This is a genomic window from Mesorhizobium erdmanii USDA 3471 (assembly GCF_000472705.1).
In the GTDB taxonomy this organism is placed as follows: Bacteria; Pseudomonadota; Alphaproteobacteria; order Rhizobiales; family Rhizobiaceae; genus Mesorhizobium; species Mesorhizobium erdmanii.
Genome location: NZ_KI421453.1, coordinates 290,739 through 313,575, shown reverse-complemented (window position 1 = coordinate 313,575; position 22,837 = coordinate 290,739). Strand labels below are relative to the sequence as shown.

Annotated in this window: 19 protein-coding genes; 16 read left to right on the top strand and 3 right to left on the bottom strand. The window is 63.6% G+C overall.

Annotated elements, in window-relative coordinates; translation table 11 throughout:
* The first annotated feature begins 61 nt into the window (after positions 1-61).
* From A3AU_RS0128920 to A3AU_RS0128880, 9 genes are all read left to right on the top strand, one after another.
* Entirely contained in the window at positions 62-835 is a 774-nt protein-coding gene (locus A3AU_RS0128920; RefSeq protein ID WP_027056000.1) for an SDR family NAD(P)-dependent oxidoreductase, read from the top strand.
* An 85-nt stretch (positions 836-920) separates the two neighbouring features.
* Positions 921-2,243 (top strand): histidinol dehydrogenase, encoded by a 1,323-nt coding sequence (gene hisD, locus A3AU_RS0128915; RefSeq protein ID WP_027055999.1) that lies wholly within the window; start codon positions 921-923, stop codon positions 2,241-2,243.
* A 16-nt stretch (positions 2,244-2,259) separates the two neighbouring features.
* Complete coding sequence (locus tag A3AU_RS0128910) at positions 2,260-3,285, top strand: zinc-dependent alcohol dehydrogenase (protein ID WP_027055998.1); 1,026 nt, start codon at positions 2,260-2,262, stop codon at positions 3,283-3,285.
* Between the two features lie 31 nt (positions 3,286-3,316).
* Positions 3,317-4,048 carry a histidine utilization repressor gene (hutC, locus tag A3AU_RS0128905; RefSeq protein ID WP_027055997.1) on the top strand — a complete coding sequence of 244 codons (732 nt, stop codon included), beginning with the start codon at positions 3,317-3,319 and terminating at the stop codon, positions 4,046-4,048.
* Between the two features lie 101 nt (positions 4,049-4,149).
* A complete protein-coding gene (locus A3AU_RS0128900) occupies positions 4,150-5,442 on the top strand; it encodes a hypothetical protein (RefSeq protein ID WP_027055996.1) in 1,293 nt (430 codons plus the stop codon).
* A gap of 247 nt (positions 5,443-5,689) precedes the next feature.
* Positions 5,690-6,697, top strand: a complete 1,008-nt coding sequence (locus tag A3AU_RS0128895) for an ABC transporter substrate-binding protein (protein WP_027055995.1) — start codon at positions 5,690-5,692, stop codon at positions 6,695-6,697.
* A gap of 124 nt (positions 6,698-6,821) precedes the next feature.
* Positions 6,822-7,589: an ABC transporter permease gene (locus A3AU_RS0128890; protein ID WP_032918387.1), complete on the top strand. Its 768-nt coding sequence runs from the start codon at positions 6,822-6,824 to the stop codon at positions 7,587-7,589.
* A gap of 10 nt (positions 7,590-7,599) precedes the next feature.
* Complete coding sequence (locus A3AU_RS0128885) at positions 7,600-8,382, top strand: ABC transporter ATP-binding protein (protein ID WP_027055993.1); 783 nt, start codon at positions 7,600-7,602, stop codon at positions 8,380-8,382.
* 223 nt (positions 8,383-8,605) lie between these two features.
* Positions 8,606-10,051 carry a DHA2 family efflux MFS transporter permease subunit gene (locus tag A3AU_RS0128880; protein ID WP_027055992.1) on the top strand — a complete coding sequence of 482 codons (1,446 nt, stop codon included), beginning with the start codon at positions 8,606-8,608 and terminating at the stop codon, positions 10,049-10,051.
* Positions 10,052-10,090: 39 nt separating this feature from the next.
* Here the strand turns inward: A3AU_RS0128880 and A3AU_RS0128875 are convergent, their stop codons facing one another.
* Together A3AU_RS0128875 and A3AU_RS0128870 are read right to left on the bottom strand one after the other, a co-directional pair.
* On the bottom strand, positions 10,091-11,986 hold the full coding sequence (locus A3AU_RS0128875) for an ABC transporter ATP-binding protein (RefSeq protein WP_027055991.1): 1,896 nt from the start codon (positions 11,984-11,986) through the stop codon (positions 10,091-10,093).
* Positions 11,983-13,866: an ABC transporter ATP-binding protein gene (locus tag A3AU_RS0128870; RefSeq protein WP_418001082.1), complete on the bottom strand. Its 1,884-nt coding sequence runs from the start codon at positions 13,864-13,866 to the stop codon at positions 11,983-11,985. Before A3AU_RS0128870 ends, A3AU_RS0128875 begins: the two co-directional genes overlap by 4 nt.
* Positions 13,867-14,196: 330 nt before the next feature.
* Here A3AU_RS0128870 and A3AU_RS0128865 point away from each other — a divergent pair, with 330 nt between their 5' ends.
* Positions 14,197-15,543 (top strand): NAD(P)/FAD-dependent oxidoreductase, encoded by a 1,347-nt coding sequence (locus A3AU_RS0128865; protein ID WP_027055989.1) that lies wholly within the window; start codon positions 14,197-14,199, stop codon positions 15,541-15,543.
* Positions 15,544-15,586: 43 nt separating this feature from the next.
* Here A3AU_RS0128865 and A3AU_RS0128860 read toward each other — a convergent pair whose 3' ends face one another.
* The gene (locus A3AU_RS0128860; RefSeq protein WP_027055988.1) at positions 15,587-17,017 is read right to left on the bottom strand and encodes an NAD-dependent succinate-semialdehyde dehydrogenase; all 1,431 of its coding nucleotides are present in this window, start codon (positions 17,015-17,017) and stop codon (positions 15,587-15,589) included.
* A 112-nt stretch (positions 17,018-17,129) separates the two neighbouring features.
* Between A3AU_RS0128860 and A3AU_RS0128855 the strand changes: the two genes are divergently transcribed.
* The 6 genes from A3AU_RS0128855 to A3AU_RS0128830 all read left to right on the top strand — a co-directional run bounded on the left by A3AU_RS0128855 (position 17,130) and on the right by A3AU_RS0128830 (position 22,834).
* The gene (locus A3AU_RS0128855) at positions 17,130-17,810 is read left to right on the top strand and encodes a GntR family transcriptional regulator (protein WP_027055987.1); all 681 of its coding nucleotides are present in this window, start codon (positions 17,130-17,132) and stop codon (positions 17,808-17,810) included.
* A 3-nt stretch (positions 17,811-17,813) separates the two neighbouring features.
* A complete protein-coding gene (locus A3AU_RS0128850) occupies positions 17,814-18,806 on the top strand; it encodes a proline racemase family protein (RefSeq protein WP_027055986.1) in 993 nt (330 codons plus the stop codon).
* A gap of 30 nt (positions 18,807-18,836) precedes the next feature.
* Positions 18,837-19,679 (top strand): transporter substrate-binding domain-containing protein, encoded by an 843-nt coding sequence (locus A3AU_RS0128845; RefSeq protein WP_027055985.1) that lies wholly within the window; start codon positions 18,837-18,839, stop codon positions 19,677-19,679.
* 74 nt (positions 19,680-19,753) lie between these two features.
* Entirely contained in the window at positions 19,754-20,407 is a 654-nt protein-coding gene (locus A3AU_RS0128840; protein ID WP_027055984.1) for an amino acid ABC transporter permease, read from the top strand.
* Positions 20,404-21,276 carry an amino acid ABC transporter ATP-binding protein gene (locus A3AU_RS0128835; RefSeq protein WP_051355495.1) on the top strand — a complete coding sequence of 291 codons (873 nt, stop codon included), beginning with the start codon at positions 20,404-20,406 and terminating at the stop codon, positions 21,274-21,276. Before A3AU_RS0128840 ends, A3AU_RS0128835 begins: the two co-directional genes overlap by 4 nt.
* Before the next feature lie 79 nt (positions 21,277-21,355).
* A complete protein-coding gene (locus A3AU_RS0128830) occupies positions 21,356-22,834 on the top strand; it encodes an aldehyde dehydrogenase family protein (RefSeq protein ID WP_027055982.1) in 1,479 nt (492 codons plus the stop codon).
* The last annotated feature ends 3 nt before the right edge of the window (positions 22,835-22,837 follow it).

Genomic DNA, 22,837 nt, shown 5'->3' with positions numbered 1-22,837 from the left:
TAACCTGCCATCTGTTAGTCTCGGACCTGACGCCGGAGCCGAGGCTGTCAAGGAGGATCACATGCGCAATGCTTCTCTGTTCGATCTTGCCGGCAGGAAAGCGCTTGTCACCGGGGCCAGCCGCGGCATCGGGCGCAGCATCGCCGAGGCGCTGAGTGCCGCCGGCGCCGACGTCGCCATCACGGCGCGCAGCCTGGCCTCCCTCGACGAGACGACAACGGCCATCCGCGCAGCCGGTGGTGTCGCGCATGCCGTCGCTCTCGACGTCAGCGATGTCGGCCGTTGCCGGACGGCGACCGCCGAGGCCGCCGGCCTGCTCGGCGGTCTCGATATCCTCGTCAACAATGCCGGGATGGAAGAAGTCCGGCCCTCGCTCGACGTCGATGAAGCGCTGTGGGACCGGATCCTCGACACCAATCTAAAGGGCGCGTTCTTCTGCGCCCAGGCCGCTGCGCGGCAGATGCGCGACGCCGGGCGGGGCGGCGCCATCATCAATCTCTGCTCGCTGACGTCGGAAGTCGGCATCCCCACCGCTGTGCCCTATGGCTCGTCGAAGTCCGGCCTGCTCGGCATGACCCGGGCGCTGGCCGCAGAGTGGGGGGATCTGGGCATCCGGGTCAACGCCATCGCCCCGGGCTATTTCAGGACGGCGATGACCGATGTGTTCTACAGCAACGAGGCCTGGCAGCAGTCCATGCTCGCCAAGATCCCGCAGCATCGTTTCGGCGATCTCCGCGACCTGCATGGCATCGCCGTGTTCCTTGCTTCGGATGCCGCGGCCTACATTACCGGCCAGTCCATTCCGGTGGACGGCGGTTTCCTGGCATCGATCTGAGACGGCTTCCCCATGCGGTCGAAACCGAAGTCTTCCGCTGGTGTGACCGCCCGGCACATCGCGTTCTAACAAAAGGGAATACCCAATGTCCGACGTCAGCTTCCACGATCTGTCATCCCTCGACGCAACCCAGCGGGCCGGCCTGCTGAAACGCGCCGAGGCCGATCTGTCGGTCTTCGTCGAAAAGGTCCGCCCGATCATCCAGGCGGTCAAGGACGAGGGCGACGCCGCGCTGATCCGCTTCGCCAGGGAACTCGACAAGGCCAATGTCGCCGAAGGCGGACTCAAGGTGTCGGAAGCCGAGTTCGACGCGGCCTTCGACAAGGTCGAGAAGGATGTCGTCGAAAGCATCGGTTTCGGCATCGACAACATCAGGCACTTCCATGAGGAGCAGAAGCCGGAAACGATGTGGCTGAAGGAGGTCCGGCCGGGCGCCTATGCCGGTGACCGATATACGCCGATCGATTCCGTCGCGCTGTACGTGCCGCGCGGCAAGGGCGCCTTTCCGTCTGTGACAATGATGACGTCGGTTCCGGCCGTCATTGCCGGCGTGCCGCGGATCGCCATCGTGACGCCGCCGACATCGGATGGTTCGGTGGATGCGGCGACGCTGGTCGCGGCGCGCCTGGCCGGGGTGAACACTGTTTACAAATGCGGCGGCGCGCAGGCCGTTGCCGCTGTCGCCTATGGTACCGAGACCGTCAAGCCGGCGCTCAAGATCGTCGGTCCGGGCAGCCCTTGGGTGGTGGCGGCCAAGAGTGTGTTGTCCTCCATCATCGACACCGGTCTGCCGGCCGGCCCGTCGGAAGCCATCATCTTTGCCGATGACAGCGTCGACGGCGGCCTTGCCGCGCTCGACCTCTTGATCGAGGCCGAGCACGGGCCGGATTCCTCGGCCTATCTGGTCACGCATAGCCGCAAGGTCGCCGAGGCAGCGCTCGCCGCGCTTCCCGACCACTGGTCGCGGATGACCGAACAGCGTGTCGAGTTCTCGCGCGCGGTGGTGACGGGAAAACGCGGCGGCATCGTGCTGACCGCGTCGCTGGAGGACAGCTACCGCTTCATCAACGACTATGCGCCCGAACATCTGGAAATCCTGTCGAAAGAGCCGTTCGCGCATCTCGGCCACATCACCGAGGCGGCCGAGATCCTGATGGGTCCACACACGCCGGTGACGCTTGCCAACTTCGTCCTCGGGCCGAATGCGGTGCTGCCGACCAGCCGCTGGGCGCGAACCTATGGGCCGCTTTCGGTGACGGATTTCGTCAAGCGTTCGTCGGTCGGATATGTCACGTCGGCGGCCTATCCGGAACTGGCGAAGCATGCCCGCAGGCTTGCCCGGTATGAGGGCTTCAGTTCGCACGAGAACGCGGTTTCGGAAATCCGCGACCGCTATCTCGCCGGTTGAGGGAAAGGTGATCGCGATGAAGGCGGCACGGCTTTACGGACCCGGCGATCTGCGTGTCGAGGACGTCGCCCCGCCGGGCGCGCCGGATGCGGGCTGGGTGAAACTCAGGGTCGACGCCGCCGGCATTTGCGGTTCGGACCTGCACAATTTCCGCACCGGCCAATGGATAAGCCGCTCGCCCTCGACATCAGGCCATGAGCTGACCGGCACGGTGATCGAGCTTGGCGAGGGCGTCGACACCGTCGCCGTCGGCGACAGGGTGGTTGCCGATTCCCGTTTCTGGTGCGGAGAGTGCGCGCAGTGTCATGCCGGCAGGCGCCATCTCTGCGCTTCGCTGGGCTTCGTCGGCGAAGTCTGCGACGGAGGCTTCGCCGAACAGGCGGTGCTGCCCGCGCGTCTGTTGCATATCGTCGATGCCGCGCTCGATGAACGGGTCGCGGCGATGGCTGAGCCGTTGGCGGTCGCGCTGCACGCGGTGCGGCGCCTGCCGAAGACGGCAGGCTCGGTGCTTGTTGTCGGCTGCGGGCCGATCGGCGGCCTTGCCGCGTTGCTTTTGTCGCGAAGCTTCGCCGGCACCGTTCTTGTCGCCGACCGCAACCAGGCGCGCTCTGCCCGCGTAGCGCGGGTGACCGGTGCGACAATTGTCGACCTCGACCGCGATGCGATTGCCGCCGCGATGGCAAATGCCCCTTTGCTGGCGGCTGTCGAGGCGACCGGCAGCATCGCCGCATTCACCCAGTTGCTCGGCGTTCTCGATTCCGGCGGCGCGGTGGCGATGGTCGGCATCTTCCACGGTCGTCTCGACATCGATCCCAATCTCCTGGTCGAGCGTGAAATCGCATTGCTGGGATGCCACGCCTTTGCCGACGAACTGCCCGACGCCGTGCGCATGCTGGGCGAACTCAGCGACCCGCTGCTGGCCCTGATCGATCGCGTAATCGGTCTCGACGAGATTCCCGCAGCCTATGAGCGGCTGTTGGCGGGAAAGAGCGACGGCTTGAAAACAATCATCCGCATGCGGCAACCTGTCGAGCCGGCGTGATTTCCGATAGTTTGCCGGAAAGGACTTTGAAATGATCGATCTGCCCGATACGGCGAGCCCCCTCTACGAGAAGGTGAAGGACTATATCCTGGCCAACATCGGAACGGGCCGGTGGGGCAAGGATCGCAAGCTGCCGTCCGAGAACGAGCTGGTGGTTTCGCTTGGTGTCTCGCGGATGACGGTGCACCGGGCCTTGCGGGAGCTGACCGCGGCGGGATTCCTGATCCGCCTGCAAGGCGTCGGCACGTTCATCGCGCCGCCCCGGCCGCAATCGACGCTGATCGAGATCAACAACATCGCGGCCGAGATCGTCGAGCGCGGCAACAGGCATCGCTCCGAGGTCCTCGTGCTGGAGACCATCACGCCGACCAAGGAACTCGCGTTGACGTTCGAGTTCTCAAAGCGTGTCCCGATCTATCACTCCGTCGTCGTCAATTTCGAGAACGATTTGCCGGTGCAGTTGGAGGAGCGCTTCGTCAATCCGAGCCTGATCCCCGATTACGACAAGCAGGATTTCTCGAAGACCGCGACCTACGACTACCTCATGCAGAAGACCCCGGTGACCGAGGTCGAGCATATCATCTCCGCCATCCCGGCCGATGCCGAGACGGCGCGGCATCTGAACATCGACGTCGGCAGCTGCTGTCTGTTTCTGCACCGCCGGACGTGGACGGGCGCGATCGTCGCCACCATCAGCAAGCTGACTTATGCCGGCAGCCGTTATTCCCTTGGCAGCCGCTATTCCCCCTCCAGAACCAGCTGACGCCGACAGGCCATGCACGTCACGAAGGTTTCGCAACAAATGTATGTACATGTATTGATAAGAACCGCCTTGGCGGTGGGCTTGGCCGGAAGGGACGACCGATGACTCAGACATCGAGCCGCACGGCACGGATCAGGGCCCTCGCGCAGCATGATGTCGCCGAGGCGCAGCGCGCGCTGGCGGCTTTGCTGGGCGACCTGTTCGCGATGAGCCCTTCAAATGTCCGCATCAATTTCGACAAATACAGCCTCAATTCCCTGAACGGCTTCTTCGACAGCGAGGGTCAGGCCTACTTTTTCAAGTTCCATCAGGAGGAACGCGAGGAGGCCATGACCGGTGAGTACTACCGGGCAGAAATTCTGTCGCGTGCCGGCCTGCCGGTCGACCAGCCCGTCCATATGTCGGCGGAGCCGGGCGAGCAGATCCTCGTCTATCGACGCCGCACCGACCCGAGATTTTCGGATGTGCTGTTCGCGCTGGATGTCGAGGACGATGCCGGCACACGGCGCGAGGCGGTTCTTGCCGAGCGCGACCTCTCCGCCAGGCTGCTCGAGGTCTATCTTGGGACGCTGCATCCGGTGACGGTCGAGGAGGTGTCGGCGGAGCCGATCCATCGGCTGTTTTACGAGCGGCTGATCGACGCCGATACGCGTTTGTCGCCGGGCGGGCGGCTGGCCGACTTCTATGTCGGCAAGCGGTTTGTCTTTCCGGGCGCGGAACTCGATTGGGATCGGTTCTCCCTGTTGAAATTCGTCATCAACGGGCAGCTCTACCTCAACAGCATCGGTGAGCTTTTCGATGCCGCGGCCGCACGCTTGCGGCCGGAGAGACTGGCCGATGCCGGCGGCGTGGTCGCGCATGGCGACGCCCACAACGCCAATGTCTGGTACACGGCGAGGGCGGGGAGGGCGGAACTGTCCTTCTTCGATCCTGCCTTCGCCGGCTCGCATATCCCGACGCTGCTGGCGGAGGTGAAGGCGACGTTCCACAACATCTTCGCCCACCCGTTCTGGCTATACGATCCGGCCACCGCGACGGAGGCTTTTCGCGCGCAGGCGCGGCTGGACGGAAACCTTTTTCATGTCGACACGGACTGGGATTTGAGCCCGGTCCGTCGCGACCTGCTGGAGGTCAAGGCGACAGCTTTGTGGCGGCCCTTGCTGCTCGAGCTCAAGCGGCGCGGCATGCTGCCGGCGGATTGGCGAGTTGTCCTGCGCTCGGGGCTTTTCCTGTCGCCGACCCTGGTGATGAACCTGCGGGCGGGCGCGCGCAGCCACACGCCGGTCTCCTCCCTTATTGCTTTTTCGGTAGCGGTCATGGTCGGCAGCGAGCCGGATGGCGGAGCCGATCGAGTGACCGGGTTCCTCGATCTTATCGACCCGGAAAGAACGTGAATTTGTATCGCGCAGAGGTGGTGCGGATGCGCCCGATCAAAGTCGAAAATCGAGTCACGCCAACTTGTATATGCATGTATGTATTTTAGCCTTGACATCCGCTCCCGCTGACGCTGAAATATCCCCGCACTTCACCATGAAGTGGCGGGCAAGACGCCGGGGCACAGTGCCACGAGAGCAGAAACCTGCAGTCTCACCAGACCGGACGCCTGGGTAAAAGCGGTCTGATCATCAAGGGGAACGAGAGATGCGTAACCTAGCAGGACAATTTCGCGCGCTCATGATGGCCGCCGCCATCGGGCTCGCCACCGCGCCAGTGGCTCATGCCGCCGATGCGGCCATTCCCACGACGCCCGAGGCCGGGTCGTTCAAGATCGGCATCGAGCCCTGGCTCGGCTACGGCCAGTGGCATGTAGCCGACGCCAAGGGGCTGTTCAAGACGAACGGCCTGTCGGACGTCCAGATCGTCAACTTCGCCGAGGACAAGGATATCAACGCGGCACTGGCCAGCGGCCAGCTCGACGCCGCCAACATCGCCACCCATACGGCTATGGGCATGGTTGCCGCCGGCCTGCCGGTGAAGATCGTGCTGCTGCTCGATGTCTCAATGACGGCCGACGCCATCATCGCCGGCAAGGACGTCACTTCCATCGCCGACCTCAAGGGCAAGCAGGTCGCCTTCGAGGAAGGCACGACGAGCGACATCCTGCTCAAATACGCGCTCGCCAAGAACGGCATGTCGGTCGCCGATGTCCAGCCGGTTCCGATGCCTGCCGCAGATGCCGGTGGCGCCCTGATCGCTGGCCGCGTGCCGGTCGCCGTCACCTACGAGCCGTATCTCACCGTTGCCATGGCGCAGAACAAGGACGTCAAGCTGCTGTTCACCGCCGGCGAGGATCCCGGCCTGATCAGCGACGTGCTGGTGGTGCGCGACGAGGTGATCAAGTCGCGGCCCGGCCAGGTGCTAGCGATGATCAAGAGCTGGGATGCCGCGCTCAAGGATTACAATGCCGACACGCCCGGTGGCCGCGCCATCATCGCCAAGGCGGTCGGTTCCGACGTCAAGGACCTGAACACCGCTTTCGACGGGGTGCGCTACTACTCGCTCGCCGAAAACAAGACGGCGCTGACCGGCGATTTCACCACCAAGACATTCGCCGATGTCGAAGCGGCGGCCAAGAACGCCAAGCTGCTGCAGGCCGATGTGACGCCGGAGCAGATGATCGACCCGTCCTTCGTCAAGGCGGCGCAATGACCGAGGCCGGATCGCGGTGGTAACGCAGATGTCCGCGGAGCCCCCCGCGAAAACCAACCCGGCGCGCTCGGCGCCGGGGGCGGCCGCAAAACAAGCCAGGCGCCGCCGATCCTCCGGGATCGGCGTGCCCATCGCCAGGTCGCGTTTCCTGATGATCGCGGTGGCCGTCTTTGTCGGGCTTGGCCTCGGCTGGTGGGCGGCGACCGGGCTGGAATGGGTGAAGCCCATCTTCCTGCCGTCGCCCGGCAGCGTCGCGACCCAGATCGCCAAGCTCGCCACCGACGGCACGCTGTGGCTGGACCTCACGGCCTCGGCGTACCGCATCTCCATCGGCTTCCTCATCGCCTCGGCGCTGTCGATCCCGATCGGCGTGCTGATCGGCAGCTTCCGCTCCTGGGAGGCGGCCATCGAGCCGCTGGTGGATTTCATCCGCTACATGCCGGTCGTCGCTTTCGTGCCGCTCTCCATTTTGTGGGCAGGCACCGGCGATACTCAGAAATTCCTGATAATCTTCATCGGCACCTTCTTCCAACAGGTGCTGATGATCATGGACAATGTGAAGCGGGTTCCCGCCGATTTCATCGGCCTTGGCCGCACGCTCGGCCTGCCGGACCGCAAGATCCTGACGCGCATCGTCGTGCCCAGCGCCTTGCCCGGCATCTGGGATACGCTGCGCATCAGCCTCGGCTGGGCATGGACCTGGCTGGTGCTGGCCGAACTTGTCGCGGCGACATCGGGGTTGGGCTATCGCATCACCGTGTCGCAGCGTTATTTCCAGACAAACACCATCATCGGCTACATCCTGCTGCTCGGCGTGCTCGGTCTTATCACCGATCAGGTCATGAAGGCCCTGGAAAAGGTTCTGTTCCGGCAGGACGGCCATTCGCAATGAGGAGCCGCCTATGACTGTTCCCAAATTGCGCATCGCCGGTCTCGACAAGAGCTTCGGCACGGGCGAGCGGCGCACGGAAGTGCTGCGCGACATCAATCTCGATCTTGCCGACAATGAGTTCGTCTCGCTTGTAGGCACGTCCGGCTGCGGCAAGAGCACGCTGCTGTCGATCGTCGCCGGACTGCAGGACTTCGACGCCGGCGACCTCAGCATCGATGGCGCGCCGATCCTGCAGCCCGGCCTAGACCGCGGCGTCGTCTTCCAGTCCTACACGCTGCTGCCCTGGCTGACGGCTCGGCAGAACATCGAGTTTGCCCTCAAGGCCGCCGGCTACGATCACACGGCTTGCCGCGAGATCGCGCTCGAGCATCTCGACCTCGTCAAGCTGTCGCAGAGCGCCGACCGCTATCCGTCCGAACTGTCGGGCGGCATGAAGCAGCGCGTCGCCATTGCGCGCGCGCTTTCCTATCGCCCCAAGATGCTCTTGATGGACGAGCCGTTCGGCGCGCTCGATGCCTTGACCCGGCATCAGATGCAGGAATTGCTGACCCAGATCTGGGAGGAGCACAGGCTGACCGTGCTGTTCGTCACGCATGATGTGGAGGAGGCGGTCTATCTGTCGGACCGCATCGTCGTCATGGGGATCGGCCCGGGACGCATCATGCAGACCTTCGACGTCGACATCGAGCGCCCGCGCCGGGAAGAGGTGATGGAAACCCCGGCTTTCATGGATTTGCAGCGCGGCGTGCACAAGGCGATCCGCGAAGCGTCAAGACGTCCCGAAATGGCTTAGCGCTCGGGCGCTCAGCGTTGCCGATCCCGACGAGCCTTTGCACCCCGAGCGCCGGCGCCGGTCAAGATTTGTTGATTTCCGGCAGGGTGGAAATGGCTACCCCCAGCCTATTTGTCGGACCATAAGGCGCCCGTGCGATCAGGCTCTGGCTGGCTGGCACAAGCGAGGCAATCTTGCCTTTGGACCGGGATGCGCCACTTTGGCCAGAGCATAAGCCACCTGCATGACGGAATTGGCCACGGCATTGGAACAGCCTCAATTTGCCACCGAGCGTGATCCGAGGCTGAGGCTTATCATCCCGATCATCGTCGCCATCGCCTTTCAGATGGAGCAGCTCGATTCCACCATCATCACCACCGCGATCCCGGCCATCGCCCATAGCCTCGACATCACGCCGGTCCGGCTGAACCTTGCGATCACCACCTACATTCTGACGCTCGCCGTGTTCATTCCCGTCAGCGGCTGGTTCGCCGACAGGTTCGGCGCGCGCCGGGTGTTCGCGCTGGCGCTGTTCACCTTCACCCTCGGCTCGGCACTGTGCGGCATGGCCAACAGTTTCGGCATGCTTTTGGCCATGCGCGCACTGCAGGGGCTGGGCGGCGCCATGATGACGCCGGTCGGGCGGCTGATCCTGCTGCGCAGCTTTCCGCGCAGCGGCCTGATCACCGCCATGACCTACATGACCTTGCCGGCGATCATGGGGCCGGTCATCGGGCCGCTGCTCGGTGGCCTGCTGACCACCTACGCGTCGTGGCGCTGGATATTCTACGTCAATGTGCCGTTCGGCTGCCTCGGCATTCTGGCGGCGCTGCGCTTCGTCGACGATTTCCACGAGGAAAAGGTGCAGCGTTTCGACTTCGCCGGCTTCCTGATGGTGGGGTTCGGCGTGGCGCTGCTGCAATTCGGGCTGGAAAACATCGGCCGGCCGATCATTCCCGTGTCGGCCACGGTGCTGGTGCTGGCGGCTTCCGTCCTGCTGCTGCTCGCCTTCGGGCGTTACGCGCGCCGCGTCGCGGCACCGGCGGTTGACCTGACGCTGTTTCGGTTCCGCTCCTTCTGGGTCGGCACGCTGGCCGGCGGCCTGTGCCGCGTCGGCCTCAACGGCGTTCCCTTCCTCGTGCCGCTGATGTTGCAGCTCGGCTTCGGCATGAGCCCGGTCGCATCAGGCTCGCTGACATTCGTCGGCAGTTTCGGCGCCTTGCTGATGCGGCCGCTGCTGTCACCGCTGCTGCGTCGCTTCGGCTTCAGCGTCGTGCTGATCGGCAGCGCCGTCGTCGGCTCCGCCACGGTGGCGGGTTTTGCTTTGATGGGTCCCGATACGCCGCATTGGATGATCGGCGTTTATGTCTTCCTGTTCGGCATCGTCCGCTCGGCGCAGTTCATGACCTCCAACACTCTATCCTATGCCGACCTGCCGGCCGACAAGCTCAGCCGCGCCACCAGCCTTGGCGGCGTGCTGCAGCAGCTCAGCGTTTCACTCGGCGTCTCGATCGCCGCCATGCTGCTGGGCCTGATCGCGGGGGAAAGCCACGTGCTCACGCCGGAACGTTTTCATCAGGTGTTCCTGCTGACCGCGGTCATCCCGCTGATCTCCATTCCGGGCTTTCTCTACCTGCGCGCGGAGGACGGCGTGCAGGTCAGCGGCCACGTCAGGGGAACGCGTGGATAGGTTTCTTCCGGAAGGCGACAGCGATCCTGCTGGCACCGCTCACGTCGCTTTGCCGGCCGCCGCGTCCATTTCCATCTCTTCTTGCGAAATGTCGTCGAACGAGGCGTAGTTCATGTTGTAGAGGCGGGCGTAGAGGCCGTTCCTCTGCATCAGCTGTTCGTGGTTGCCGCTTTCGACGATCTCGCCATTCTGCAGGACGATGATGCGGTCGGCGCCGCGGATGGTGGCGAGCCGATGGGCGATGACCAGCCCGGTGCGGCCCTCGAGCAGTTTGATCAGCGCTTTCTGGATCAGCATCTCGGTGTAGGAATCGATGCTGGCGGTGGCTTCGTCGAGCACCAGGATCTTGGCGTCGGCCACCAGCGCGCGCGCGAAACTGATCAGCTGGCGCTGGCCGAGCGAGAGGTTGCCGCCACGCTGCTCGAGCTCGGTGTCGTAGCCGTGAGGCAACTGCTCGATGAAGTCGTGCGCGCCGACCGTCTGTGCCGCGCGCACCACCTCCTCGCGGCTGGCTGATGTCTTGTGGTAGCGGATGTTCTCCAGCACCGTGCCGGAGAAGAGGAACGGCTCCTGCAGCACCATGGCGACCTGGTCGCCGAGTGAATCCTGCGTCAGGTCGCGCACATCATGGCCGCCGACCAGGACCTCGCCGGACCAGACATCGTAGAAACGGTGCACCAGTGCCATCGAGCTCGACTTGCCCGACCCGGTCGGGCCGACAAGCGCGACCGTCTCGCCCGGATTGACGCGGAAGGAGATGTTCTTCAGCACCGGCTGGTTCGGCCGGTAGCCGAAGGTGACGTTCCTGAACTCGACCGAGCCGTCCATGTCGCGCGACAGTGCCACCGCATTGTCCTTGTCGCTGACATCCACCGGCACGTCGAGCACTTCGGAGATGCGTTGGCCCGAAGCCATGGCGCGCTGCATGACGCTGTACTGCATGGTGAGCGAGCGGATTGGATCGAAGAAGCGCTGGATGTAGAACAGGAACGCCACCATGACGCCGACATCGAGGCTGTGCGACAGCACCATCGAACCGCCGACGACGATGACCGTCGCCATGGCGATGCCGGTCAGCGTATCGACGATCGGCACCATCACCTGCGCGTATTTCGCCGAGCGAAGGTGAGCGTTGAGATTGGCCAGCACCTTCTCGTCATAGAGGTCGAAATTGACATGCTGGCGCTCCAGGCTCTGCACAGTGCGCACGCCGTGGATACCTTCGGCGAGCGCGCCGTTGGCGATCGAGTTGGTCTCATGCGCGGCCATGAAGGCGACCTTGGCGCGCGGCAGCCAGAACAGGCGCACGATGAACAGGATCGGCATGGTCGACAGCGTCAGCAATCCGAGCCGGAAATCGAGCCAAAGCAGGACGGTGACGATGCCGAACAGAAGCACGATGTCGCCGACCGACATGACGGAGGTTTCGAGGAATTCCTGCATCGAATTGACGTCGCCCTGCAGGCGCGACATCAGCCGGCCGACCTCCGTCTTGTCCATGAAGCTGAGCGAGACGCGCTGCAGGTGACTGAACATGGCGCGGCGCAGGTCTGACAGCACGTTTTCCGCCACCTTGCCGACGACGCTCTCCTGCACGTGGCTAGCGACATAGTTGATGAGAATGATGACGGTGAAAATGACGATCGCCGAGACCATCACCGAGCGGTCGAGCCTGCCGGGAGCCATGCCATGGTCGATAGCGTAGCGGATGACCAGCGGGATCGCCAACTGCGTCAGCGTGAACACCAGCACCGCCGCGACCGAGATGAAGATCCGGCCCTGATACGGCCTGACGAAGCTCCAGATGCGCCTGATGATGCGCGGATCATAGGCCTTGCCGAAGACCTCTTCTTCGTCGCGATGAGAGCCGACCACGGCCTTGGTCGGCCGCCCGCTTTTGTCTTCTTTTTCGTCGTCGTCCTGCGTTGACGTCATGCGGCTCCCTCCAGCCGGTCTTCGTCCGGCCGCAACTGCAAGTCGTAAAGCGCGCGATAGCGCCCCCCGAGAGCCAGCAATTCCTCATGCGTGCCGCGCTCGACGATGCGGCCGCCCTCGACGAACAGGATCTGGTCGGCATGCATCAGCGAACTCAGCCGGTGCGAGATGATCAGCGTGACGCGATCCCTGGCGAAGCGCTTCATCGCCGCCCGGATCCGCTGCTCGGTGCCGGCATCGATGGCCGCGGTCGAATCGTCGAAGACCAGAACCGAAGGCCGCAGCATCAGGCTGCGCGCGATGGTCAGACGCTGGCGCTGGCCGCCGGAAAGCGACGCGCCGCGTTCGCCGACAACCGTGGTGTAACCGGCCGGAAGCCCGATAATATAGTTGTGGAGCTGCGCATATTCGGCGGCCTGCCCAATCCGGTTCTCGCGAGCCCACGGGTTGCCATAGGCGATGTTGTTTTCGATCGAGGTGGTGAACAGGAATGCATCCTGCTGCACGACGCCGACCACCTTGCGCAGCGATTGCAGCGTCACCCCGCGGATGTCCTGTCCGTCGATGGTGATCGCGCCTGACGTGACGTCGTAGAAGCGCGGGATCAGATGCGCGATGGTGGACTTGCCGCTGCCGGGCGGGCCGACAATGCCTATTGTCTCGCCGGGCTTGGCCTCGAAGGAGATGCCCGACAGGGTCGGACGGTCGCCCGCGCCCTCATAGCGGAAGCCGACATTGTCGAAGCGCAGAACGCCCTCGGTGATGACGAGTTCCTTGGCATCAGGCGCGTCCTTGATGTCGAGCTCGGTGTCGAGCAGCTCGAACAGCCGCGTTCCGCAGGTCGAGGCTCGGGCGAACGAGTTGACCATCAGGCCGAGCTGGCGCACCGGCATCTGCAGGATGGTCATGAAGGTGAGAAACTGCGCCAGCGTGCCGACGCTGATCTGGCCCGCGATCACCTTCTGGCCGCCGAACCAGAGCACCAGCCCCATGGCCGCCAGGAACGAAAAATTCATGGCGCTGGTGTTGGAGACGCGGATGTCGACGCGCTCATTGGCCAGCTCCAGCGCATCCCGCTTGGCGCGGTCGAATTTTTTGAGCTCATGGCGTTGCGCCGCGAAGGCCCGCACGACCCGGATGCCGCCGAGATTCTCGTCCATCACCCGGCTCAGCACCGACAAACGTTCCTGCAGCGTCAGCCAGGTGCTGCGCAATTTGAGCTGGGTCACCGAGGAGCGCCAGGCGACGAACGGTACGAAGCTGAGGCTGAGCAGCCCGAGTACAAGATCGGTGCTGATCAGGAGATAGGCGCCGACGCCAATCAGCACGCTGAGCAGGACCACGCGCAGGATGCCGGTGGAGAAGAACATGCGCACGCCGTCGAGATCGAGCAGTCCGAGCGTGATGAGGTCGCCGGTATGGACCTTGTCGTGATAGGCGTAGCTCAGCCGCTGAATCTTCTCGTAGAAGGCTAGGCGCAATTCATAACCGGTCCGATGGCCGACAGCCTCACCGTAATAATTCTGCGCCATGGTGAAGAGGCCGCGCAGGATGCTGACGACCAGCAGTGTGAGCGCCGTATGCCACAGCGCCTGCTCCGCCGCCGTGCTGGCACCGGCAGCCATCACGCCTTGCGCCTGGTCGATGGCGCGTCCCAGCAGGCGGGGGATGAAAAGCTGCAGCGTCGCGGCGATGAAGGTCGAGACGAGGGTGATGGCGGCCTGCCAGGGATGGCGCAGCGTCATGCGCACGATACGCAGCAACGTGCTGAGCCCCTTGCCCCAGGAAGCTTCCGCCACATGGGCAAACGATTTGCCGCGCTTCGTCGCGCCGCTGGTTGCATCCGTAGGCAAGGAAAATATCCAGTCCAATCCGGACATTAGCCCGGACGAATGAAGCAGACTCAGTTCTGATGAGGCGATGTTACGCGTGTCCGACTTGACCCTTCAAGGGGCCAATGGCGCCATCGCACTGTGCCTGACAGGCCGTGCCGCTATCGGTCGCCGGACGTTTGCGGCCTTGTCGCCCGAATGGGTGCCGGGACGACATTTGCTGGCACAAACAATTCACGGCATTGACGCGCGGATTCTCCAGCTCGACCCAGCCTGGAGGGACTATCAGTTCTGTCACGCATCGCCGATATTCCATCCAGGCCGCCAGTCCGGCGGCAAGGCCGGCGCCGCCGTGGAACACCGAGAGGTTAGTCTTCCTTGACAAGTTTTCCCTTCACCGAAGCCATGCCGATCCAGTTTCAAGCGCCACTGCCGAAGGCTTCGGAGGTTGTGGTCATCGGTGGTGGCGTCATCGGCGTGACCACCGCCTTGTTCCTGGCGCGACGTAAAATTTCGGTGACCTTGCTGGAAAAGGGTCGCATTGCCGGCGAGCAATCGTCGCGGAACTGGGGCTGGATCCGGCAGCAGGGTCGCGATGCCGCTGAACTGCCGATCGTGATCGAAGCGCAACGCCTCTGGCGTCAACTCGCCGAGGAATGCGGCCAGGACATCGGGTTGAAGCAGACGGGCGTTACCTATCTTGCGCGAACGGACAAGGAGATGGCCCGGTTCGCCAAGTTCCTGAAGATCGCCGAGATGCACGGCGTCGATACACGCCTGCTTGACCAAGGCGGAGCAGCCAAGCTGATCCCGGCTATGTCGCGCACTTTCAAGGGCGCAATGACCACCCCATCGGACATGCGCGCCGAGCCTTGGGTCGCGGTGCCCGCGCTTGCCCGCCTGGCCGCCCGGCACGGTGTCACCATCATCGAGAATTGTGCGGCGCGCATGCTCGATACAGCGGCTGGACGCATCAGCGGCGTCTGGACCGAGCAAGGCCGTATCGCCACCTCGAATGCTGTCGTGGCGAGTGGGGCGTGGACGTCGCTCTTCCTGCGCGCTCACGGTGTATCCATCCCGCAACTCAGCGTCAGGGCGACCGTCGCCGCGACCGAACCCATGCCCGAGGTTCATTCGGGTGCCGTCGCCGACGAACATATCGCATTCCGGCGTAGGCATGATGGCGGGTACACGCTGGCATCGGGAGGTGCCAACCAGCTGTATGTCGGGCCTGACGCGTTTCGTCATGCGACCAAATACCTACCCGCGCTGATGGCCAATCCTTTTGGCACCCGCTATCTGCCCGCAGCGCCGCGCGGCTATCCCGACAGCTGGTCGACTCTACGCCGATGGAACGCCGATGAGGAAAGCCCGTTCGAACGGATGCGCATCCTCAATCCCGCTCCCAAGGCCTCGGCGCTGCGCGATATGGACCGCGAATTCAGGGCACTTTTCCCACAATTCGAGACAGTGCCCCTCAAGGCGAGCTGGGCGGGCATGATCGACGCGATGCCGGACGTCGTCCCGATCGTTGATCGTGCCGCCGAGATTCCCGGCCTCGTCATCGCCACCGGGATGAGCGGTCACGGCTTCGGCATCGGACCCGGGATGGGCCGCGTCGTGTCCGACCTCGTCCAGGGCAACGAGATCGGGCACAACCTTCACAGGTTCCGGCAATCCCGGTTCAGCGACGGCAGCTCACTCGAGCTGGGACCCAGTCTCTAGAGGGGCTACCTTTGCCCGTCGGTGGCCACAAAGCCTGCCCTCGCTACATCTCGGTCACGAACTTCGTCCGCAGATAGGCGTCGAGCCCTTCGATGCCGCTCTCCGAGCCATAGCCGGATTCGTTGACGCCGCCGAACGGCGTTTCCGGTGTCGACACCATCATGTGATTGACGCCGACCATGCCCGCCTCGAGCGCCGCCTCGGTCTTCTGGGCAAGGCTGAGATTGCGGGTGAAGACGAAGGAGGCGAGACCGTAAGGCAGCGCGTTCGCACGCTCTATCATGTCGTCGAAGGTCGAGAATGTGGTGGTCGGCGCGATCGGCCCGAACGGCTCTTCGGACATGATGCGCGCAGTGTCCGGCACGTCCTTCAGCAATGTCGGCGCGTAGAAATAGCCCTTGTTGCCGATCCGCTTGCCGCCAGTGACGACGGTTGCTCCTTTCGCCGTTGCATCGCTGACGAAACCGTCCATGGCGTCGAGCCGCCGCGGCGCGATCATCGGGCCCATCTGCACGTTTGCGTCGAGGCCGTCGCCGATCTTGAGCTTTTCGGCGCGCGTGGCAAAGCCGTCGATGAAGCGGTCGTAGACGGCCTCATGCACATAGAAGCGGGTCGGCGAGGTACAGACCTGGCCGGCATTACGGAACTTGAAGGCGACGACCGTGTCCAGCGTCCTGTCGAGATCGGCGTCCTCATGGACGATCACGGGGGCGTGGCCGCCAAGCTCCATGGTGCAACGCTTCAGCGTGTCAGCCGCCTGTTTCTGCAACAGCTTTCCAACCGCCGTCGAGCCGGTCAGCGAGACTTTCTTTGGGATCGGTGAGGCGATCAGATAGGACGAGACCTTGGCCGGCTCGCCGAACACGATGTTGAGCACGCCGGCCGGCAGTCCGGCGTCCTGGAAGCAGCGGGCGATGGCGACGGCGGTTCCCGGCGTTTCTTCCGCCGGCTTCAGGATGATCGAGCAACCGGCGCCGAGAGCGCCCGAGATCTTGCGGATGACATTGCTGGCCGGAAAGTTCCAGGCAGCGAAGGCGACGACCGGGCCTACAGGTTCTTTGAACACCATCTGCCGCACGCCGGGCAGCCGGGCAGGGACGATGCGGCCATAGGCGCGCTTACCCTCCTCGGCGTACCAGCGGGTCGCGTCCGCCGCGAACTGCACCTCGCCGGTGGCCTCGGCTAGTGCCTTGCCGTTCTCCATCGTCAGGATGCGGGCGATGGTGCCCTTGCGCTGCTCGATCAGGTCCGCGGCCTTGTCCGTGATCGCCCAGCGCTGCATCGCGGTCATCGTCTTCCACAGCTTGAAGCCCTTGAGCGAGGCCGCGAGAGCACGGTCAAGGTCGGCTTCCGTGGCATGCGGCACGGTCGCCAGCACTTCCTCGGTGGCGGGATTGATCAAGGGTTCGGACTTGCCGTCCGACCCTTGGCACCACACGCCGTCAATCAACAGCTCGATCGTCTCTGGATACATGTCTTGGCCCTTTCCGGCCCGGCGGCTCGCGAAAGGCCGCCGGCAGATTGCACGTCACAAGAAAGTTTCCGCGATGGCTTGACCTGTACATTGTATACAGTATGGTGTCGACATGATTTTAGCGCGCATCCAGAAATTGTCGGTAGCCATCCCGGAGAATCTCGCCGAGATGCTCGAGGAAGAGATCATCTTCGGCCGCCTCAAGTCGCGGGAGCGCTTGACCGAGGAAATGGTCGCCGCGCGCTACGGCGTCAGCCGGTCGCCGGTGCGCGAGGCGCTTCGGCTGCTGGAGCGCGACGGTCTGGTGATGCGTGAGGCCAGGCGCGGCATCTGGGTTTCACCGATGTCGCAGCGCGATTTCGACGAGGTCTACACCTGCCGCATCGAACTCGAAGGGCTGGTGGCCAAGCAGGCGGCCGAATTCGCCGACATCGAGAAGAAGGCCGAGTTCAAGAACCTTTTGTCTGAGCTGAAACAGGCCCAGGCCAGGAACGATGCGCGGCAGTTCTTCATCGTCGACGTGCGCGGCTCATTCCTGACCTACACATTGGCCGGCAACAAGACGCTGACGCGCCTGCTCGGTGGGCTGGAAAAGCAGGCCTTGCGCTATCGCTATCATGCCTACGAGCAGGATCCCAAGATCATCCAACTGTCGCTCGACGACACGGCCCGCATCTACGATGCGATCACCGCCGGCGATGGCGAAAGCGCCAAGGCGATGACCGAAAACCTCATCCGGGAAATCTGGCAGAGCATGCGGGCTGGCATTCGCGATGCCTTCGGAGAGGGCTAGGTCGTGTCCAGCTTCGCCTCGGCGTTCAGCGTCATCGATTCCCACACGGCCGGCCATCCCACACGGGTCATCTTGAGCGGCGTTCCGAAGCTTTTCGGCTCCAGCGTGCGGGACAAGCGGGACCATTTTCGCCAGCACTTCGACCATCTTCGTCCGGCATTGCTGCATGAGCCGCGCGGTCATGCCGCCATGGTCGGTCTCGTGCCGGTGGCCTCGGAGGTCGCCGACTATGGTGCCTTTTTCATCTCGTCCTATGTCTATCTCGACATGTGCGGTCACGGCACGATCGGTCTTGCCAGGACGCTGGCCTTCACAGGCCAGATCTCCGCCGAAACCGGTGACAGCTTCACGCTGGAAACGCCGGCCGGAGTGGTGACCGTTCATCTGATCTGGAACGAAGACGGCACGCTGGAGCGTGTGCGGATCGCCAATGTCCCGAGCTATGTCGGGCTGGAGCACATCAGCGTTGCCGTCGAAGATATCGGCAACATTGATGCCGCCATCGTCTACGCCGGTATGTGGTACGCGTTGGTGGACGCCGCGCCACTTGGCTTCAAGCTGGTCCCGGACAATGCGTCGGCCCTGATGCAGGCCGGCGCCAGGATCAAGGACGCGATCAAGGCAGCGACGAAGGACCTGCCGCTGCTGGCCGGTGCGGCTGCGCCGAGCGTGCTTTTTTACGACGCCGACAGCGAGACTTCAGCGACGCATTTTCTTGTCCTGGAATCCAACAAGTACGACCGCTCGCCTTGCGGCACCGGCACGTCGGCGCGCCTGACCGCGCTGCTCGAGAAGGGGCTGATCAGCCCCGGCCAGACTTATCACGCAAGCAACATCTTCGGCATTCCGTTCGAGGCGCGCCTGCAACGGCGCGTCGAGGCGCAAGGCCGCGAGGCGATGATCATCGAGATCGAGGGCTCCGCTTTCATCACCTCGACCCAGACAATCTACTTCGAGAAGAGCGACCCTCTCTCGAAGGGATTTCTAGCCCGGTAATCACCAAAAAAACTCAGAAAGGGGAATGACATGAAATTCACAGTAATGCGTACGCTCATGGCCGCTTTGACCATTGGCTTCGGCCTGCTCACCGCACCAATCGCCGCATACGCGGACGACAATCCATCCGCCGTCATCGACCAGATCCGCGCCAGCGGCGTGCTCAAGGTTCCGGTGATGACCGGCGAGGAGCCAGGCTACATCAAGGATCCGGCCACCGGGCAGTGGAGCGGCTTCTACTACGAATTCCTCGGCGAGATCGCCACCCAACTCGGCGTCAAGCTCGAGCCTGTCGAGACGACCTGGGGCAATCTGGCTGCCGACTTCCAGTCCAACAAGATCGACATCGCCATCGGCGTCAATCCGAACCCGAAGCGCGGTCTGGTTGTCGACTATCTGTGGGAACCGCTGTTCACCGACGCCTGGGCCGTGCTGACGCCTCCCGGCAAGCCGGTCAAGACCTGGGCCGAGCTCAACGCGCCCGACAAGACCGTCGTCGTGCAGAAGGGCAGCACCATGCAGGTGGTTGCCGAAGCGCTGCTGCCGAAGGCCAAGATCACGCCGGTGGAGGATCGCGGCCTGGCGCTGATGGAGTTGCAGGCCGGCCGCGCCGACGGCGTCGTGCTTTCCATTTTCGATGCGCTGCAGATCACCAACCAGAAAATCGGCAATGTCTCGTTGCCTGAGCCGATCCTGCGCAATCCGGCAACGCTTGCGGTCGCCCGCAAGCCGGGCAATGCCGGGTTCATCAACTTCCTGACCAACTGGATCCTGCAGGAACGCTCGCTCGGCCTTGCCCAAGGCAAGCTTGCCCGCTCCTGGGAAGCCCGCGGCATCGACCTGTCGATCCTCCCGGCAGGTTTCTCCTTCTAATCGCAACAGCCTGACCGCCGCCCAGCGCGGCGGTCAGGCCACCACTGGACGTGCATCGAACCAGTGAGGACGCCATGTTCGACTATACGGTCATAACCAACAATATCGGGCTGCTCTGGCAGGGCCTGCTGATGACGCTCTACTTCACCGTCATCACCATCGGTGCCGGCATGCTGATCGGCCTGTTCATCGGGCTTATCCAGCTCAGCACATTCAAGCCGCTGGTCATCCTCGGCCAGGTCTATGTCGAGTTCTTCCGCAACATTCCGCTGCTCGTCACGCTGTTGTGGGTCTACTACGCCTTCCCGATCTTCGCCGGCATCAATGTCACCAAATTCTGGGCCGGCTTCATCGGGCTGAGCTGCTATGTCGGCTCCTTCTATGCTGAAATCCTGCGCGCCGGCGTCCAGTCGGTCGACCCCGGCCAGACGGATGCGGCGACCGCCATCGGCATGTCCTATGGCCAGCGCATGCGCCGCATCATCCTGCCGCAGGCCTTCCGCAAGATGATCCCGCCGCTCGCCGGCCAGTCGATCATCCAGATGAAGAACACCACGCTTTTGTCGATGATAACGGTTCCCGACCTTCTCTATCAGGCGAGCTACATCTCGAGCTTCACCTATCGGCCGATGGAAGTTTACACCGCCGTCGGCGTCATCTTCCTGATCATCCTGGTGCCGCTGACGCTGCTGTCCCGGAAACTCGAAAAGAGCGGGAGCTTGAAATGAGCGCCAGTGACGCAATCGCCAGGGAAGCAGGCGCCGTGACGGACAAGAGCGACAAGCCTGTCCTGCGGCTGGACGGCATCTGTCTCAAGTTCGGCGACAAGCGCGTGCTGAACGGCATCGATCTCTCGGTCGTCGAAGGAGAGGTGGTCGTGCTGATCGGCGCCAGCGGATCGGGCAAGACGTCGCTGCTGCGCTGCATTAACCTGCTCAATGTGCCGACCAGCGGCAGCATCGTCATCGACGACGAGACGCTGTTCGACAGGCAGGCCGATGGCAAGGGCGCCCAGATACCGGCTCAGGAGGTCAACCGCATCCGGTCCAAGACCGGCATGGTCTTCCAACAGTTCAATCTGTTCCCGCACATGACGGCGCTTGAGAACGTCATGGAAGGCCCGGTCATCGTCAAGAAGGAGCCCAAGGAGCAGGCGCGGCAGAAGGCGCTTCAGTTGCTGGATCTCATGGGGCTGGCGCAGCACGTGGAGAAATATCCGCGCCAGCTTTCCGGTGGTCAGCAGCAGCGCGTCGCCATTGCGAGAGCCATGGCCATGCAACCGAAGGTGATGCTGTTCGACGAGCCGACCTCGGCGCTCGATCCTGAACTGGTCGGCGAAGTCATGAAGGCGATGGTGGAACTGGCCAGGAGCGGCATGACCATGGTGATCGTCACCCACGAATTGGGATTCGCCTTCGAGGTCGCCGATCGGGTCGTCTTTCTCGACCAGGGATTGGTCGCCGAGCAGGGGCCGCCCGCCGAGGTGCTGCTGCATCCCGAACATCCGCGTCTGAAGAGTTTTGTTGGGCGCTTCCATGAATCGGCCGACCTGCTTCGCCCGTTCCTCGAGGCGCGTGAAGCCGAGAAGGCGTGCTGAGGGCGCCGCTTCACGCAAACAGTCAAGCGGACATCGTCGAATGCGCCCCCCTTGGGGTTGGCCGCAAAAGGAAGACATCATGACACTGAGTTTCGATCCCGCCAAAATCGCCGTTCCCAGCGGCCATCATATCGGCGGCCAGTATGTTGAACTGCCCGGCGCGGCGATCGAGGTTCTGCGCCCCTCCGATCTCCAGCCCATGGGCGTGATCACCGACGGCGGCGAAGCCGCTGTGCAGCAGGCCGTCGATGCCGCGAAAAAGGCACTGGCGCAGAGCCGCTGGGCAAAGGTCGCGCCGCGTGACCGGGCCGCCGTGCTCATGCGTTTCGCCGCGTTGATCGAGGAGAATGCGACCTATCTCGGACAGCTGGAAGCGATGGGGTCGAGCCGGCTGATTTCGATGACGATTGCGCGTGATGCGGTGCGTACCGCCGGCGTCGTGCGTTACTACGCCGAGTTCTGCGACAAGGTCGAAGGCACGGTCACCGCGACAGAGGCGAACACACTCAGCATTGTCAGGCATGAACCCTACGGCATTGTCGGCGCGATCGTTCCCTGGAACTTCCCGATGATCACCGCGGCCTGGAAATTCGCCCCGGCGCTGGCCGCCGGCAATGCTGTGGTGATGAAGACCTCGGAACTGACCCCGCACAGCCTTCTGGCGTTGGCGGAGCTTGCCGCCAGGGCCGGCATTCCCGCCGGCCTGTTCAATGTCGTCAACGGTTATGGTCACACGACGGGCGCGGCGATCGTGCGCCATCCCGACATTCTGAAAATCTCCTTTACCGGTTCGACGCAGACGGGTGCCGCCATCATGACGCTTGCCGCCCAGTCCGGCATCAAGCCCGTCACGCTCGAACTCGGCGGCAAGAGCCCGCAACTGGTGCTGGCCGATGCCGGGGATATCGATGTGGTGGCCGGCCGTGTCGCCGCTGCCTTCATGGACAATGCCGGCCAGGTCTGCACGGCCGGTTCGCGGCTGATCGTCGAAGACAAGATCGCCGACCAGCTCGTCGAGCGCGTCATCGCCCGCACCAAGGCGATCAAGGCAGGACCGACCTGGGATGAGAAGACCACCTTCGCGCCGATCATCAGCCGCAAGCAGCTCGAACGCATCGACACGATGGTCCGCGCCAGTGTCGGTGAGGGCGCCTCGGTCGTCACTGGCGGCACGGTACTGGAAGGCCGCAACGAAGGCAGCTTCTATGCGCCGACGATCCTGGGAAACGTGTCCGACGACAATATCGGTTTCAAGGACGAGTTCTTTGGTCCGGTGCTGACAGTGCGCAGCTTCACCGATCTCGAGGAAGGCCTCGCCCAGGCGGCGCATCCGGCCTACGGGCTTGCCGCCAGCGTCCACACCACGGATCTGAAGAAGGCGCTCAAGGCGGCGGATTCCATCGAGGCCGGCATGGTCTGGATCAACCAGCACGGGCGCGGGCCGGAATTCACCTATCCGGCCGGCGGCTACAAGGGCTCCGGCTTCGGCAAGGATATGGGCCGTGCCGGCATCGAGGCGTTCCTGCGCCAGAAGGCCATCTGGGCCAATTACGCCTGAGCG

Bases quoted from the DNA above. Each gene is read 5' to 3' on its own strand.
- A3AU_RS0128845 (WP_027055985.1), top strand. From the start codon at position 18,837: ATGAAATTCACAGTAATGCGTACGCTCATGGCCGCTTTGACCATTGGC.
- A3AU_RS0128885 (WP_027055993.1), top strand. From the start codon at position 7,600: ATGACTGTTCCCAAATTGCGCATCGCCGGTCTCGACAAGAGCTTCGGC.
- A3AU_RS0128920 (WP_027056000.1), top strand. From the start codon at position 62: ATGCGCAATGCTTCTCTGTTCGATCTTGCCGGCAGGAAAGCGCTTGTC.
- A3AU_RS0128900 (WP_027055996.1), top strand. From the start codon at position 4,150: ATGACTCAGACATCGAGCCGCACGGCACGGATCAGGGCCCTCGCGCAG.
- hisD (WP_027055999.1), top strand. From the start codon at position 921: ATGTCCGACGTCAGCTTCCACGATCTGTCATCCCTCGACGCAACCCAG.
- hutC (WP_027055997.1), top strand. From the start codon at position 3,317: ATGATCGATCTGCCCGATACGGCGAGCCCCCTCTACGAGAAGGTGAAG.
- A3AU_RS0128840 (WP_027055984.1), top strand. From the start codon at position 19,754: ATGTTCGACTATACGGTCATAACCAACAATATCGGGCTGCTCTGGCAG.
- A3AU_RS0128880 (WP_027055992.1), top strand. From the start codon at position 8,606: ATGACGGAATTGGCCACGGCATTGGAACAGCCTCAATTTGCCACCGAG.
- A3AU_RS0128895 (WP_027055995.1), top strand. From the start codon at position 5,690: ATGCGTAACCTAGCAGGACAATTTCGCGCGCTCATGATGGCCGCCGCC.
- A3AU_RS0128835 (WP_051355495.1), top strand. From the start codon at position 20,404: ATGAGCGCCAGTGACGCAATCGCCAGGGAAGCAGGCGCCGTGACGGAC.
- A3AU_RS0128855 (WP_027055987.1), top strand. From the start codon at position 17,130: ATGATTTTAGCGCGCATCCAGAAATTGTCGGTAGCCATCCCGGAGAAT.
- A3AU_RS0128910 (WP_027055998.1), top strand. From the start codon at position 2,260: ATGAAGGCGGCACGGCTTTACGGACCCGGCGATCTGCGTGTCGAGGAC.
- A3AU_RS0128830 (WP_027055982.1), top strand. From the start codon at position 21,356: ATGACACTGAGTTTCGATCCCGCCAAAATCGCCGTTCCCAGCGGCCAT.
- A3AU_RS0128875 (WP_027055991.1), bottom strand. From the start codon at position 11,986: ATGACGTCAACGCAGGACGACGACGAAAAAGAAGACAAAAGCGGGCGG.
- A3AU_RS0128870 (WP_418001082.1), bottom strand. From the start codon at position 13,866: ATGTCCGGATTGGACTGGATATTTTCCTTGCCTACGGATGCAACCAGC.
- A3AU_RS0128860 (WP_027055988.1), bottom strand. From the start codon at position 17,017: ATGTATCCAGAGACGATCGAGCTGTTGATTGACGGCGTGTGGTGCCAA.